This window comes from Stenotrophomonas terrae, from assembly GCF_039674165.1.
GTDB classification, from domain to species: Bacteria; Pseudomonadota; Gammaproteobacteria; order Xanthomonadales; family Xanthomonadaceae; genus Stenotrophomonas; species Stenotrophomonas terrae_A.
On sequence record NZ_JBDJMY010000005.1, the window covers coordinates 81823 to 96692 of the forward strand.

General features: G+C 64.9%; 11 protein-coding genes. 5 read left to right on the top strand and 6 right to left on the bottom strand.

Translation table 11 applies throughout. The features are described from left to right. Positions 1–14 precede the first annotated feature (14 nt). Complete coding sequence (locus ABE493_RS03715) at positions 15–1106, top strand: PA0069 family radical SAM protein (protein WP_346497406.1); 1092 nt, start codon at positions 15–17, stop codon at positions 1104–1106. A 226-nt stretch (positions 1107–1332) separates the two neighbouring features. Here the strand turns inward: ABE493_RS03715 and ABE493_RS03720 are convergent, their stop codons facing one another. The 3 genes from ABE493_RS03720 to ABE493_RS03730 all read right to left on the bottom strand — a co-directional run bounded on the left by ABE493_RS03720 (position 1333) and on the right by ABE493_RS03730 (position 3682). Then, complete coding sequence (locus ABE493_RS03720) at positions 1333–2037, bottom strand: 2OG-Fe(II) oxygenase (protein ID WP_346497408.1); 705 nt, start codon at positions 2035–2037, stop codon at positions 1333–1335. After that, positions 2034–2465, bottom strand: coding sequence for a nuclear transport factor 2 family protein (locus tag ABE493_RS03725; protein ID WP_346497410.1), 432 nt, complete (start codon positions 2463–2465; stop codon positions 2034–2036). Before ABE493_RS03725 ends, ABE493_RS03720 begins: the two co-directional genes overlap by 4 nt. A gap of 209 nt (positions 2466–2674) precedes the next feature. Beyond that, the gene (locus tag ABE493_RS03730; RefSeq protein WP_346497412.1) at positions 2675–3682 is read right to left on the bottom strand and encodes a class 1 fructose-bisphosphatase; all 1008 of its coding nucleotides are present in this window, start codon (positions 3680–3682) and stop codon (positions 2675–2677) included. A gap of 287 nt (positions 3683–3969) precedes the next feature. Here ABE493_RS03730 and ABE493_RS03735 point away from each other — a divergent pair, with 287 nt between their 5' ends. Beyond that, entirely contained in the window at positions 3970–5205 is a 1236-nt protein-coding gene (locus ABE493_RS03735; RefSeq protein WP_346497414.1) for an MgtC/SapB family protein, read from the top strand. 329 nt (positions 5206–5534) lie between these two features. Here ABE493_RS03735 and ABE493_RS03740 read toward each other — a convergent pair whose 3' ends face one another. After that, the gene (locus tag ABE493_RS03740; protein ID WP_346497416.1) at positions 5535–6737 is read right to left on the bottom strand and encodes an amino acid aminotransferase; all 1203 of its coding nucleotides are present in this window, start codon (positions 6735–6737) and stop codon (positions 5535–5537) included. A gap of 215 nt (positions 6738–6952) precedes the next feature. On the opposite strand from ABE493_RS03740, the gene ABE493_RS03745 reads away from it, so the two are divergent. Together ABE493_RS03745 and ABE493_RS03750 are read left to right on the top strand one after the other, a co-directional pair. Beyond that, positions 6953–9034: a TonB-dependent receptor family protein gene (locus ABE493_RS03745; protein ID WP_346497490.1), complete on the top strand. Its 2082-nt coding sequence runs from the start codon at positions 6953–6955 to the stop codon at positions 9032–9034. A gap of 277 nt (positions 9035–9311) precedes the next feature. Continuing rightward, positions 9312–9635: a hypothetical protein gene (locus tag ABE493_RS03750; RefSeq protein ID WP_346497492.1), complete on the top strand. Its 324-nt coding sequence runs from the start codon at positions 9312–9314 to the stop codon at positions 9633–9635. 400 nt (positions 9636–10035) lie between these two features. Here the strand turns inward: ABE493_RS03750 and adhP are convergent, their stop codons facing one another. Together adhP and adh are read right to left on the bottom strand one after the other, a co-directional pair. Next, a complete protein-coding gene (gene adhP, locus ABE493_RS03755; RefSeq protein WP_346497418.1) occupies positions 10036–11064 on the bottom strand; it encodes an alcohol dehydrogenase AdhP in 1029 nt (342 codons plus the stop codon). 109 nt (positions 11065–11173) lie between these two features. After that, positions 11174–12703 (bottom strand): aldehyde dehydrogenase, encoded by a 1530-nt coding sequence (gene adh / locus ABE493_RS03760; protein WP_346497420.1) that lies wholly within the window; start codon positions 12701–12703, stop codon positions 11174–11176. A gap of 242 nt (positions 12704–12945) precedes the next feature. Between adh and ABE493_RS03765 the strand changes: the two genes are divergently transcribed. Next, entirely contained in the window at positions 12946–14805 is a 1860-nt protein-coding gene (locus ABE493_RS03765) for a sigma-54-dependent Fis family transcriptional regulator (protein WP_346497422.1), read from the top strand. Positions 14806–14870 lie beyond the last annotated feature (65 nt).

The following is a 14870-nucleotide window of genomic DNA, read 5'->3' on the forward strand; positions in this document are numbered from 1 at the left end:
GTTAGCGTAGGCATATGCCTACCCCGATCAAGGGCCGCGGTGCCAGCACCCACCTGCCCGGCCGTTTCGAAACCCAGACCAGCGAAGCTGTCGATGACGGCTGGGCGGTCGATGAGAGCGAGGAATTCGCCGAGGCCAGGCTGCGCACCGACGTGCGCCCGGAAACCGCGCGCAGCATCATCAGCCGCAACAACTCGCCGGACGTGGGCTTCAGCCAATCGGTCAATCCCTACCGTGGCTGCGAGCATGGTTGCTCGTATTGTTTCGCGCGGCCGACGCATGCCTATCTGAACCTGTCGCCGGGCCTGGATTTTGAAACCAAGATCTTCGCCAAGACCAATGCGGCTGAAGTGTTGCGGCGCGAGCTGTCCAAGCCTGGCTACGTGCCGCAGCCGATAGCGCTGGGTATCAACACCGACGCCTACCAGCCCATCGAACGCAAGCTGGGCATCACCCGCCAGCTGATCGAGGTAATGCAGGAAACCAGGCATCCGTTCTCGCTGATCACCAAGAACGCGCTGGTCGAGCGCGACATGGATCTGCTCGCGCCTTTGGCAGAGCAGCAGCTGGTCAGCGTGCACTTCTCGGTGACTTCGCTGGACCCGCATCTGTCGGCCAAACTCGAACCGCGTGCGTCGGCACCGCATGCACGGCTGCGTGCGATGCGCAGGTTGAGCGATGCCGGTATTCCGGTAGGCGTGATGGTGGCGCCGGTGATTCCATGGATCAACGACGCCGAACTGGAAGCGGTGCTGGAAGCCTCACGCGAGGCCGGCGCCAGCAGCGCCGGTTATGTGCTGCTGCGTCTGCCCTACGAAGTGGCACCGCTGTTCCGCGACTGGTTGGACGCGCATTACCCACAGCGCGCGGAGCATGTGATGAGCACCATCAACCAACTGCGCGGCGGCAAGGATTACGACAGCCAGTTCGGCAAGCGCATGCGCGGCGAAGGTGTGTATGCCGACCTGCTGGCAAACCGCTTCAAACTTGCCAGCAAGCGGCTGGGCTTCAACGCATCGCGTCAGCAATGGCCATGGCTGGACTGCAGCAAATTCATCGCCCCGCTGCCACCGAAGAAGCCATCGCTGCAGGGCGAGTTGTTCTAGGCGCGCAACTGTAGTGCCGAGCCATGCTCGGCAGCACGCGATGTCAGTTGTGGGAGCGGCGTAAGCCGCGAAGCCGGCAGCAATGAAACTGCAGGGCATCACCACCCCGGATGGATTGCCAGCGTCGCGGCTTACGCCGCTCCTACATGGGGTTTACGGGTAAAGCTTCAGCCGAGCATGGCTCGGCTCTACCGGTGAGGCGGGCAATCCCTGTGAGTGATAGGGATCAGCCACCATCCCCATACAAGCGCTGCGCCGACTGGAACAATATCCAACTCGTCGCAATGAACTTATCCCCACCCTGCGGGCGATTACCGCGATGGGTGTGGGTGAAGGCTGTCGGTGCAATCAACAGGCTACCGGTACGCGGCACCACCTTGCGTTGCTGGAACAGAAACTCGGTCTCGCCGTCTTCGAAGCCATCGTTGAGATACAGCGTCCATAGCAGATGGCGGTGCAGGGTTTCGCCGCCCGGGTCGCGCGGGAACAGTTCGCAGTGCCAATACGGATAGCCGCCCTCGCCCGCTGTATACCACTGCAGGTTGATCGCGCCGGGTCGCAGGCAGGTGCGCGCGAGTTCGGATAGCGCGGCATCGTCCATCCCTTGGAAATCATCCGCACCCAGTCGCCGCGCCTGGCCTTCCGCGTCGGGCACCTGCAGCATCAACGGCGAAATCAAAACCTGTGGGTAACGCCGCAGGTAATGCAGCATGCCGTTGAAAACGGCATGCTGCAGGCGCTGTTCGACATCGCGCCAACCGTCGTTGCCGCTGATGCGCAGGTCGTGGCTGCGCTTGAGTTCTGGGAATACGCCGCTGCCGACCTGGCCGGGCGTGAGCTGTGTACTGCGGCGCAGGCGTTCGACGATGGCTGCACAATCGGCAGCGGTCAGTACGTTGTCGTAGACCTCGATGAAGTCGGGCACGCTCATTGCGTGGTCTCCGCCAGCCGTGAGGAATGCGAGGCCAGCATCTGCCATTGGCCGTCGCGCAGCAGCCAGACGCGGGTGAAGCGGAACCTGCCCTCCCAGGGTTTGCCATCGCTGATGGCGGCCTGCACGCTGGTACCGGTGATCACCGCGGTATCGCCATGCTGACGAATCTGCACGTCTTCGTTGTCGATGCGGGTATTGCGGCGCTGACGTGTTGCCAGTTCCTGCAGGTAGTCGGCCTTGTGCTGCACACGGCCATCGGAATGGGTGAGCAGCCAGTCGTCGGCCAGCAAGGGCGCCAGTGCCTTGGCATCGCCATGCAGGCGCAGCTGGTTCCAGGCCGCGTCGGCCTGTTCCAGCGTTGTGGATGTTTGTGCCCAGGCCCAGCTGGGAGCCAGCAGCATCAACAGCATGATGAATCCGCGCATCGACGGTATCTCCGGAGAGCTACCGCCGATGGTGGCGCGAACCGCCCCGCATGTGTAGTGCCGAGCCATGCTCGGCAAGGGGCCTTACCAAGCAATGCCAGTTTGGTTTACCGGGAAAGCCCCTGCCGAGCATGGCTCGGCACTACGCACAGCCGTAGCCCGGGTAAGCGCCGTGCCCCCGGGGCTTTGCGCGAAACAGGAGCGGTTGCTCAGGCGTCGTGGTCGCGGTGGTAGCGGGTGGCTTCGGCGACTTCGTTCTTCGAGCCGAGGAACACCGGCACGCGCTGGTGCAACTGGGTCGGGGCGATGTCGAGGATGCGCTCGCGGCCATCGGTGGCGGCGCCGCCGGCCTGCTCCACCAGCAGCGCCATCGGGTTGGCTTCGTACATCAGGCGCAGCTTGCCGGCCTTGGACGGGTCCTTCTTGTCCCACGGGTAGATGAAGATGCCGCCGCGGGTCAGGATGCGATGCACGTCGGCCACCATCGAGGCGATCCAGCGCATGTTGAAGTCCTTGGCGCGCACGCCTTCCTTGCCGGCCAGCAGATCGGCCACATAGCCCTGCATCGGCGCCTCCCAATGGCGCTGGTTGGACATGTTGATGGCGAATTCCTTGGTGTCCGCCGGCACCTGCATGCCGCGCTGGGTCAGCACGAACTCGCCGGTTTCACGGTCCAGGGTGAAGGCGTGGGTGCCGTGGCCGACGGTCAGGATCAGCATGGTGCTGGGCCCGTAGATGCAGTAACCGGCAGCCACCTGCTGGGTGCCCGGCTGCAGGAAGTGCTCGTCGCCCGGGTTATCCACACCCTTGGGCGCACGCAGTACCGAGAAGATGGTGCCGACCGAGACGTTGACGTCGATGTTGGAGCTGCCATCCAGCGGGTCGAACAGCAGCAGGAAGTCGCCCTGTGGATATTCCGATGGCACCAGCTGGCTGTGGTCCATTTCCTCGGAGGCACAGGCGGCCAGGTGGCCGCCCCAGGCGTTGGCTTCGAGCAGGATCTCGTTGGAGATCACATCGAGCTTCTTCTGCGCCTCGCCCTGCACGTTGCCGGTGCCGGCATCACCCAGTACGCCGCCCAGGGCGCCCTTGCTGACGGCGATCGAGATGCTGGTGCAGGCGCGGGCGACGACGGCCACCAGTTGGCGCAGGTCGGCGTTGATGCGCTTGGCATGCTGTTCTTCGATCAGGAAACGGGTCAGCGACGTACGGGACATGGACGGGAGCTACCTTCAGACGAAAGGGCGGCTATTGTCGCGGCTGGGCCCTTTTTTTACGAGCCATGGCCAGACTTTGTCTTTCTGTGGACAAATATGGACAGCCGCCAGCAGCCGCTGCGTTGCGCCACTGGGCCGACGGAGAAAATCCCCGGCATGGCTGGCGCAGCAGGGTTATCCACAAGCGATTGGGGATAACTCCATCTGCGAATGAGATGTGGATAAGTCCGTGGGTATTGGCTTTATCCACAGGCTTCGTACCATTCAGGGCCTTGCTGGAGAACACGATGGATTGGAATCAGGCCATACACGGTTTGTTGACTGCCTTGGGCATCGGCCTGCTGATCGGTGCGGTGCGCGAGCGCCAGCACGGTGGCCGCACCAGCCTGCAGGCGGGCGTGCGCACGCACGCGTTGGCCGCCTTGCTGGGCGCGGCCGGGCTGATGCTGGGCCAAGCGGTGTTCGTGGTGGCCCTGCTGGCCGTAGCGGCGCTCGCCTGGACCAGCTATCGCGTGACCTCGCGTGAGGATCCCGGTCTGACCGGTGAGATCGCCCTGTTGATAACCGTGCTGCTGGGCGGCCTTGGCATGCAACAGCAGGCCTTGGCTGCGGCACTGGGCGTGGTGGTGGCCATCCTGCTGTGGGCCAAGGCGCCATTGGCGCGGCTGAGCCGGGAAGTGATCAGCGATCAGGAAGTACGTGACGCCCTGCTGCTGGCGGCCTGCGCGCTGGTGGTGCTGCCGATGCTGCCTGACCGTGCGGTTGACCCCTGGGGCGTGCTGGTGCCGTCCAAGCTGTGGCAGATCGTAGTGCTGGTGATGGGCGTGGGCATGCTCGGTCACATCGCCTTGCGGGCGGTGGGCGCGCGCTGGGGCTTGCCGGTGGCCGGGTTCTTTTCCGGCTTTGCCTCCTCCACCGCGGCAGTGGCCGGGTTTGGCCGCGGCAGCCGTGGCGCGCCGGGGTTGGTGATGCCTTCAGTGGCTGCGGCCTTGTTGGCCAACCTTGCATCGTTGCTGCTGTTTGCGGCGGTTATCGGTACCAGTTCGCCGACATTGCTGAAAGTTTCGGCGTGGCCGCTGGCGGCAGCGGCACTGGTGCTGCTGCTGTGTTCGGCGTTGGGGCTGCGCCATGTAGCCGATGAAGCAGTGCCGCAGGGGCCAACCGCGAAGGCCTTCCAGCTCAAGCACGCCTTGTTGATCGCGCTGGTGATTGCGGTGGTGCTGCTGTTGTCCGAAGGGCTGCGACAGCTGTTCGGACAGGCCGGCGCCTTGGCCGGGGCGACGATTGCCGCTCTGGGGGAGCTGCATGCGGCGGCAGCCAGCATTGCCGGGCTGACCGCCTCGGGTGGCCTGGAGTTGGCGCAGGCGCGCTGGGGCGTGGTGGCCTTGCTGGCCTCGGCGTCGTTGGCCAAGTCGGTGCTGGCGTTTGCCAGTGGTGGCGGGCGTTATGGTGCCGGTGTGGCCTTTGGGCTGGGGGCGATGGTGGCGGCTGCGGTGGTGGTTACCTGGGTGGTGCCGGGCTAGCTGTGGATATCCCTAGGGGTTGTGGATAAGGCTGGGGGCAACTGCAACTGCAACTGCAACTGCAGTTGCAGTTGCAGTTGCAGTTGCAAGAGCACCCCTCCCCAACCCTCCCCTTGCCTGCGGCAAAGGGAGGGGGCAAAGCTGCGGTTGCGCAAGATAGTGCCGGCTGCAGGAACCGCCCCCTCCCTTTGCCGGAGGCAAGGGGAGGGTTGGGGAGGGGTGCTTTAAAGCTTTAGAGCTCTTACTCCACAGCCTTATCCACAACCCTAAAACCACAAAAAAGCCCGGGTTTCCCCGGGCTTTTTCAACACATCAGCAGCAACGATGAATCAGCCGCGGCTGACTTCGTAAACCGCCTTGGCCACGTAGTCCAGGTTGTTCTGGCTCAGTGCGGCCACGCAGATGCGGCCAGTGCCGACGGCGTAGATGCCGTAGTCGTCACGCAGCGTGTCTACCTGTGCCTTGCTCAGGCCCGAGTAGGAGAACATGCCGGCCTGCTGCTGGATGAAGCCGAACTCCGGCGCGCCCAGGGCGGCCAGCTTCTGCACCATGCCCGCACGCAGGGCGTGGATGCGCTCACGCATTTCGGTCAGCTCGGCTTCCCACACGCCACGCAGCTCGCCGCTGCCCAGCACGCCGGCCACCAGGGCGGCACCATGAGTGGACGGGCTGGAGTAGATGGTGCGGATGATGCGCTTGACCTGCGACTGCACGGCCTTGGTCGAGGTTGCATCCGGGCCCACCACCGACAACGCACCCACGCGCTCGCCGTACAGCGAGAACGACTTGGAGTACGAGTTGGCGACGATGAAGCTGTCGATGCCGGCCTCGGCGACGATGCGTACGGCCTGGCCGTCCTGCTCGATGCCCTTGTCGAAGCCCTGGTAGGCCATGTCGATGAAGGGGAACAGCTGGCGGTCCTTCAGCAGCGCGGCAACCTGCTTCCACTGCTCGGTGCTCAGGTCGGCGCCGGTCGGGTTGTGGCAGCAGGCGTGCAGCAGCACCACGGTGCCCGGCTGCAGCTTCTGCAGGTCGGCCAGCATGCCGGCGAAATCCAGGCCGTGCGCGGCGTTGTCGTAATAGGAGTAGTCGACCACGTCAAAACCGGCGGCGCCGAACACGGCGCGATGGTTTTCCCAGCTCGGGTTGCTGATGGCGATGGTGGCGTGCGGCAGCAGGCGCTTGAGCAGGTCGGCACCGACGCGCAGCGCACCGCTGCCGCCAACGGTCTGCGAGGTGGCAACGCGGCCAGCGGCCAGCAGATCCGAGCCTTCGCCGAATACCAGCTTCTGGGTGGCCTGGGTGTAGGCCGGCAGGCCGTCGATGGGCAGGTAACCGCGCGGTTTGGCCTCGGCGGCAAGCGTCTGCTCGATCTGCTTGACGGCGCGCAGCAGCGGAATACGGCCGCTCTCGTCGTAGTAGATGCCCACGCCAAGATTGACCTTGGTGGTGCGGCTGTCAGCGTTGTAAGCCTCGGTCAGACCCAGAATCGGGTCACCAGGAACCTGTTCGACGTTTGCAAAGAAGGACACGGCGATACTCGTATCAGTGGCGGGGAGTGGGGGCGTTCGGCGCGGCGATGCAGCAAAAGCGCGCTCAGAACCGCATTATCGTAACAGGGCTGGAGCCCCGTGGCCGTAGGGTTTCAGCTGGAACTTCAGCGCGTGGGGCGATGACGCTGCCTCTGCGGATCGGAGATGATGGCTGGATGCGTACTTGTAATCGGTTTTTTGCGTTTTCCGGGCTGATGCTGGCGTTGCCGGCGCTGGCCGACGAGTTGCCCACCCCAACGCTGGATCGGGTGCAGGTCCAGGCGGCCAAGGTCCACGCGGTGGATGATTTCGACCTGCCCGCCTCCAGCACCACGCTGGCTGTGGATGCCGACGGCAATGGCCGTGGCGCGCAGCTTTCCGAAGTGCTGGGCGCAGTGCCCGGCTTGCTGGCACGTGACCGGCAGAATTATGCACAGGACACCCAGCTGTCCCTGCGTGGCTTTGGGGCGCGCTCCACCTTCGGCGTGCGCGGCGTGCGGCTGCTGGTCGACGGGGTGCCGGCGACCATGCCCGATGGCCAGGGCCAGCTGTCCCACTTCAACGTGTTTGGCGCGGAGCGGGTGGAAGTGCTGCGCGGGCCGTTCTCGGCGCTGTACGGCAACTCCTCCGGTGGCGTGCTGCAGTTGTGGAGCGCGGACGGGCAGGAAGGCGATCCGTGGCGGCTGCGCAGCAGCTACGGCAGCAACAACAGCTCCAGCACCGGCGTGCAGCTCAAGGGCTTGGCCGGGGCAATGCACTACAACGTGGCGGCCAACCACTTCCGTACCGACGGCTGGCGTGAGCACAGCGCGGCCCGGCGGGAATCGGTGAATGCGCGTCTGGGCTTCGAGCTGGCGGTCGGCCAGCGGCTGGAGCTGCTGTTCAACGGCTTTGATGCGCCACATGCACAGGACCCGCTGGGCCTGAGCCGCGAGCAGGTGCGCGACAACCCGCGCCAGGCCACGGCGGTCGCCACGCAATACAACACCCGCAAATCGGTGCGGCAGAACCAGGCTGGTGCGGTCTACAGCGCGGAGCGTGGCGCGCAGACCTGGCGGCTGATGGGCTATGCCGGCCAGCGCGCGGTGGAACAGTTCCTGGCGATTCCACCGGGGCCGCAGAACAGTCCGCTGCATTCGGGCGGGGTGATCGACCTGGACAGCGATTACGGCGGCCTGGACGCGCGCTGGGCCCTGCACGGGCAATTGGCCGGCAAGCCGCTGGAACTGGTGATCGGCGCCAATGCCGACCGCCAGCAACAACACCGCAGCGGTTACGAGAACTTCGTCGGCAGCACGCTGGGCATCAAGGGCCGGCTGCGCCGCGATCAGCAGGACCGGGTACAGAACTTCGACCAGTTCGCGCAGTCCTGGTGGCAGTTCAGCCCACGCTGGTCGGCGCTGCTGGGTGCGCGCCACAGCCAGGTACAGTTCCGCTCGCGCGATCACTACATCACCGCCGGCAATCCCGATGACAGCGGCAGCCGCGATTACTCAGCGACTACCCCGGTTGCCGGTGTGGTGTTCCGCGCCAGCGACGACCTGCGTCTGTACGCCTCGGCCGGGCGTGGTTTTGAAACACCGACCTTCAACGAACTGGGCTACCGCGCCGACGGTGCTGCCGGCCTGGCCCTGGATCTGGCCGCAGGCAGCACGCGCAATTACGAGATCGGCAGCAAATGGCGGGTGCAAAGCGGTGCGCGGCTGGAGCTGGCGCTGTTCCGTGCCGACAGCGATGACGAACTGGCGGTGGCGACCAATAGTGGCGGCCGCAGCAGCTACCGCAACATCGGTGCCACCCGCCGCCAGGGTGCGGAGCTGAGCTGGCAGCAGCCGATTGGTGCCGATCAGCAATTGCAACTGGCCTATACCTGGCTGCAGGCCAAGGTGCGCCAGGCCTACCTGACCTGCACCGGCCTGCCCTCGCCCTGCAACCAGCCCACGAACGAGGTGGCGGCCGGAACGCGTTTGCCGGGGGTGCCGCAGCAGCAACTGTTTGCACGTTGGCAGTGGCAGCCAGGCCCGTGGCAATGGGCGGCGGAACTGGTGGCCGCCAGTGCTATCGGGGTCAACGACCTGGGCACTGCCAATGCGGCGGGTTACGGCCTGGTCAACCTGGAAATGGCGCGGCAATGGGCCACGGTGCGCGGGCCGCTGCGCGCGTTCGCACGCGTGGACAACCTGCTGGACCAGCGCTACATCGGCTCGGTGATCGTCAATGACGGCAACCAGCGCTATTACGAGCCGGGGCCGGATCGCAGCGTTACCGTGGGGCTGCAGTGGCAGTGGGCGCGGTGATTGGCCATTGACCTCGGCGAAAGCTGAAGGCGCCGCTCAGCCCCCTCCCTTTCGCACAGCGAAGGGGAGGGCCGGGGAGGGGTGCTTTTGCTTGCTTTTGCCCTTGTCTTCATCGACGCAGTCGCTCAGCTAAATCCCCCTAAACACCCCGATCACCCCTCGCTAACGACCCCGGGCGTATCTGTGACCGCCCAACTGGGAGGGTTGTGCCATGTACCGCCCCGATCGTATCGAGAGCCCCGCGCCGCCGACGCTGTTCGGTGTCGATCCGAAGATGATGCGCCGTGGCCGGCTCAGGCGCAGTCAGCATGCAGCCGACGAAGTGGCGCAGGATTTCGTGCAGTACAGCCTGGCGGACTATGCCCGACGGCGGCGCGGTGCGCGCGGCTGGCTTGACCTGCAACCGGCCTATGCCTTCGCCCTGACCACGCACGCGGCGGACTGGCCGCGTGGCAACGGCGATACCGACGGGGAGCTTGCCGAACATTGGGAACAGGCACGCGGTGGCTCACGGCTGCGTTGGGAACAGGTACGTGACCTGGTCGAAGACGCATGGCTGGCGCTGGACCGCATGCCGGTGGCAGCGGTGCACGTGCGTTAGACGAGATGGGGCTGCAGCAATTGTAGGAGCGGTGTAAGCCGCGAAGCTGGTAATGCTCGGTTGCCGATGGCTACGCAATCTGGGGGGTGCTTGAGCGCTTGCGGCTGCGCCGCACCCTCTCCTGCCTTCGGCATCCAGCTTTTTGTAGGAGCGGCGTAAGCCGCGAAGCTGGTAATGCTCGGTTGCCGATGGCTATGCAATCTGGAGGTGCTTGAGCGCAGCGGCTTCGCCGCTTCCCCTCTCCTGCCTTCGGCATCCTCTCCCGCAAGGGGAGAGGAGAAAAGCAAAAGAAAAAGCAAAAGCAAAAGCAAAAACCAAAGCCAAAGCCAACACCAACACCCTCAAAAGCAATCCAGCCAGCACACCCCGGGGGAGGTGCGGGTGTGCTGGCCGGTTGCGATCAGGCGTTGAAATCCAACACCACGCGGCCTTCAATCGCACCTTCGTGCATGCGCTTGAAGACGTCGTTGATGTTCTCCAGCTTGTCGGTGCTCACCGTGGCGGCAACCTTGCCTTCGGCGGCGAACTGCAGCGATTCCTGCAGATCCAGGCGGGTGCCGACAATCGAGCCGCGCACGGTGATGCCGTTGAGCACCATGCCGAAGATGTCCAGCGGGAAGTCACCCGGCGGCAAGCCATTCAATGACACCGTGCCGCCACGCCGCACCATGCCCAGTGCCTGCTCGAAGGCCTTGGGCGATACCGCCGTTACCAAGGCGCCGTGTGCGCCGCCGATTTCCTTCTTCAGGAAGGCCGCCGGATCGGTGTTGCGGGCGTTGATGGTGATGCTGGCGCCCAAACGCTTGGCCAGGGCGAGCTTGTTGTCGTCGATATCCACCGCAGCCACGTTCAAGCCCATCGCCTTGGCGTACTGCACCGCCATATGGCCGAGGCCGCCGATGCCGGAAATCGCCACCCAGTCACCGGGCTTGGTGTCGGTGACCTTCAGGCCCTTGTAGACGGTGACGCCTGCGCACAGGATTGGCGCGATCTCGACAAAGCCCACTTCCTTGGGCAGATGGCCGACGTAATTGGCGTTGGCCAGGGCGTATTCGGCAAACCCGCCGTTCACCGAATAGCCGCTGTTCTGCTGCGCCTCGCACAGGGTTTCCCAGCCGCCCAGGCAGTGCTCGCAATAACCGCAGGCCGAGTACAGCCACGGAATGCCGACGCGGTCGCCTTCCTTGATGTGGGTGACGCCCTCGCCCACCGCAACCACATGGCCTACGCCCTCATGGCCGGGAATGAAGGGCGGATTGGGCTTTACCGGCCAGTCGCCTTCGGCGGCGTGCAGGTCGGTGTGGCAGACGCCACAGGCCTCGATCTTGACCAGGATGTCGCCAGCGGCCGGGCGCGGCACGGTTACTTCTTCGATCACCAGCGGCTTGCCGAATTCGCGGACCACGGCGGCTTTCATCGTCTTGTCCATCAATCGATCTCCTTTGCGGGGGATAAGTGCAGCTTCGCGCCAAGCCACGCCTGACGCCTTGATCCAGATCACGCCCGGCCAGTTCCGAGCGGGCGGATCCGGGCGTAGGTCAGAAGAAGCCGAGCTTTTTCGGCGAATAGCTGACCAGCAGGTTCTTGGTCTGCTGGTAGTGGTCGAGCATCATCTTGTGGTTCTCGCGGCCGATACCGGACTGCTTGTAGCCACCGAACGCGGCATGGGCCGGATAGGCGTGATAACAGTTGGTCCACACCCGCCCGGCCTGTATCGCTCGTCCCATGCGGTACAGGCGTGAAGCGTCGCGGCTCCACAGACCGGCGCCGAGGCCGTACAAGGTGTCGTTGGCGATCTCCAGCGCTTCTTCTTCGGTCTTGAAGGTAGTCACCGACACCACCGGCCCGAAGATTTCCTCCTGGAACACGCGCATCTTGTTGTGGCCCTTGAACACCGTTGGTTTGACGTAGAAGCCATCGGCCAGATCGCCATCGAGCTGGTTCTGCTCGCCACCGATCAGCACTTCGGCGCCCTCGGCCTTGCCGATTTCGATATAGGACAGAATCTTCTGCAACTGCTCCTGCGAGGCCTGCGCGCCGACCATGGTGTTGGGGTCCAAGGGATTGCCCTGCTTGATCGCCGCCACCCGCGCCAACGCGCGTTCCATGAATTTTTCGTAGATCGATTCCTGGATCAGCACCCGCGACGGGCAGGTGCAGACTTCGCCCTGGTTGAAGGCAAACATCACGAAACCTTCCACCGCCTTGTCGAGGAAATCATCGTCCTCGGCCATCACGTCGGCGAAGAAAATGTTGGGCGACTTGCCGCCCAGTTCCAGCGTCACCGGGATCAGGTTCTGGCTGGCGTACTGCATGATCAGCCGGCCGGTGCTGGTCTCGCCGGTGAAGGCAATCTTGGAAATACGCGGGCTGCTGGCCAGCGGCTTGCCCGCTTCCAGGCCGAAGCCGTTGACGATGTTGAGCACGCCCGGCGGCAGCAGGTCGCCAATCACTTCCATCAGCACCAGGATCGAAGCCGGCGTCTGCTCGGCCGGCTTCAGCACCACGCAGTTGCCGGCGGCCAGGGCCGGCGCCAGCTTCCATGCCGCCATCAGCAGCGGAAAGTTCCACGGGATGATCTGCCCGACCACGCCCAGCGGCTCGTGGAAGTGATAGGCCACGGTGTCGTTGTCGATCTGCGACAGGCTGCCTTCCTGCGCGCGCAACGCACCGGCGAAATAGCGGAAGTGGTCGGCCATCAACGGCACGTCGGCGTTGAGGGTCTCGCGGATGGGCTTGCCGTTGTCCCAGGTTTCGGCGTGGGCAATCAGTTCAAGATTTTCCTCAATGCGGTCGGCAATGCGGTTGAGGATGTTGGCGCGCTCGGTGGTCGAACGCTTGCCCCAGGCGTCCTTGGCGGCGTGTGCGGCGTCCAGCGCCAGCTCCACATCCTCGGCATTGGAACGCGCCACCTGGGTGAACACCTTGCCGGTGATCGGCGTGGTGTTGTCGAAATATTGGCCACTGCGCGGGGCGACCCATTCGCCGCCGATGTAGTTGCCGTAGCGGGATTTGAACAGCGACTGCGGATCGGTGGCGTGCGGCTTGGCGGACAGGACTGCGTTCATTGCGGGATCTCCGGTTCGGCGGTGTGTGGGCCGCGTGTGTGGCGGTGGCGGTAACAGGCGCAAGAGCGGTGCCAAGTTCTGCCTGCTGCGCTGCGGCAGCTGCCAAACGCAGTGCTGACGTTGCGCGTCGGAGGAATTTGCTGCGCTGCGAGGCGGCAGGTGATTGCAGTGCCAGTCCGGGTGTGGTGTTAATCGGGACAGTGGTTTGAACAGCTGTCGCAAATTGCGACACAGGAGCGCTCATGGCACTGGCACTGCAACATCGCGTGGGCAACGCCCGCCGCTCGTTCTTCGAGCGCGGCACCACGCCCGTGGGCACGGTGCCCGACACCATCCTGCAGTCGTGGCGGCGCTGCCAGCGCAGCGGCCTGCTGGTGGATGCGGAGCCTGCATTGGAGCCCCTGCCCGGTCACAACCTGCGCGAACTGCGTGAACGCCATGAGCGGCTATGGCGACTGGCGCGCGCCGAGCTGGACGGGCTGGCCGCGCACACCGCCAGTACCGGCAGCATGGTGCTGCTGACCGATGAGAGCGGCTGGATCCTCAGTGCGGAAGGCAGCGCCGGTTTCCTCGACAAGGCCGGACGCGTGGCCTTGATGCCGGGCGTGTGCTGGAGCGAGTCAGCCGTCGGCACCAATGCCATCGGCACGGCGATAGTCGAAGGCCGCGCGGTGGAAGTGCGTGGCGGCGAACACTACTTCGCCCCGCACGGCATTCTCAGCTGTTCGGCCATGCCCATCCACAATCCGCATGGGCAGTTGGCCGGCGTGCTGGATATCAGCGGGCCGGCCAGCGTGCAGCAGATGCATGCGATGGGCCTGGCGCGGCTGGCCGCCAACCGTATCGAGCACCGCTTCTTCGAGAATGGTCTGGGTGAGTGCGAGCTGCTGCGCCTGCACCACGACCGCACCCTGCTGGGCACCGCAGGCGAAGCCCTGCTCGGCTTCCGCAATGGCCGTCTGGTCGCCGCCAATGGTGTTGGCCTGCGGCTGTTCGGGTTGGAGCGCGGGGATATCGGCCGCGCTTCGTATGAGGCGCTGTTCGAGGTGCCACTGTCGCGGATGCGCGACGAGGGCATGCTGCAGGACCGCAGTGGCCGCGTGCTGCATGGTCAATTGGATGCGCCAACACAGCCAACCCGCACGCGGGCTGCCGGCGCAACGCAACCGCTGGCGCGGCCATTGCCAACCACCGTAGCCGCACCCGCCGTGGTATTCGATGCAGCCCAGCGCGAACAGTTGCTGCGCGCCGGCCGCGTACTGGAGGCCGGCCTGCCGGTCCTGCTGCAGGGTGAAACCGGCACCGGCAAGGAAGTGGCGGCGCGCGCGCTGCATGCGCAGGGCAGCCGCAGCGGCAAGCCCTTCGTCGCGGTGAACTGCGCGGCCCTGCCCGAAGGATTGATTGAAGCCGAACTGTTCGGCTACGAGGAAGGCGCCTTCACCGGCGCACGCCGTCAAGGCAGCCAAGGGCTGCTGCGGCAGGCACAGGGCGGCGTGTTGTTCCTCGATGAAATCGGCGACATGCCGCTGGCCCTGCAGCCGCGCCTGCTGCGCGTATTGCAGGACCGCGAGCTGTCACCGCTGGGCGGCGGCAAGCCGGTCAAGCTGGATTTCATGCTGATCTGCGCCACCCACTGCGACCTGCAGCAGGCGATGGACGAAGGCCGTTTCCGCTCGGATCTGTATTACCGCATTGCCGATCACGTGCTGCGGCTGTCGCCGCTGCGCGAAGCGCAGGACCGCGCGCAGTTGCTGCAGGCGATGTGGCTGCCGTTGGCGCAGGGACGAGTGCTGAGTGTGGAAGCGGAGCGTGCGCTGGTTGCGTACGACTGGCCCGGCAATCTGCGCCAGCTTGCGGCGTGTTTGCGCACCCTGGTGGCGTTGACCGAGGCGGCTGCGGTGATTGATATGGAACTCTTGCCGGAGTATCTGCATCAGGCCACGCGGCGTGCCGCTGCTGCGCCGGTGGTGGATGGCAGCTTGCAGGAGCTGGCTTTGGATGTGATGCGGCAGACGCTTGCTGCCTGCGATGGCAATGTGAGTCTGGCTGCCAAAAGGCTGGGGGTTAACCGCAGTACTTTGTATCGGCGCTTGAAGCTCTAAAGCTGAGCAACAGCAACAGCAACAGCAACAGCAACAGCGACAGCGACAGCGACAGCGACAGCAAC

Coding starts and splice junctions, on each gene's coding strand:
- ABE493_RS03715 (WP_346497406.1), top strand. CDS start 15: ATGCCTACCCCGATCAAGGGCCGCGGTGCCAGCACCCACCTGCCCGGC.
- ABE493_RS03720 (WP_346497408.1), bottom strand. CDS start 2,037: ATGAGCGTGCCCGACTTCATCGAGGTCTACGACAACGTACTGACCGCT.
- ABE493_RS03725 (WP_346497410.1), bottom strand. CDS start 2,465: ATGCGCGGATTCATCATGCTGTTGATGCTGCTGGCTCCCAGCTGGGCC.
- ABE493_RS03730 (WP_346497412.1), bottom strand. CDS start 3,682: ATGTCCCGTACGTCGCTGACCCGTTTCCTGATCGAAGAACAGCATGCC.
- ABE493_RS03735 (WP_346497414.1), top strand. CDS start 3,970: ATGGATTGGAATCAGGCCATACACGGTTTGTTGACTGCCTTGGGCATC.
- ABE493_RS03745 (WP_346497490.1), top strand. CDS start 6,953: ATGCTGGCGTTGCCGGCGCTGGCCGACGAGTTGCCCACCCCAACGCTG.
- ABE493_RS03750 (WP_346497492.1), top strand. CDS start 9,312: ATGCGCCGTGGCCGGCTCAGGCGCAGTCAGCATGCAGCCGACGAAGTG.
- adhP (WP_346497418.1), bottom strand. CDS start 11,064: ATGGACAAGACGATGAAAGCCGCCGTGGTCCGCGAATTCGGCAAGCCG.
- adh (WP_346497420.1), bottom strand. CDS start 12,703: ATGAACGCAGTCCTGTCCGCCAAGCCGCACGCCACCGATCCGCAGTCG.
- ABE493_RS03765 (WP_346497422.1), top strand. CDS start 12,946: ATGGCACTGGCACTGCAACATCGCGTGGGCAACGCCCGCCGCTCGTTC.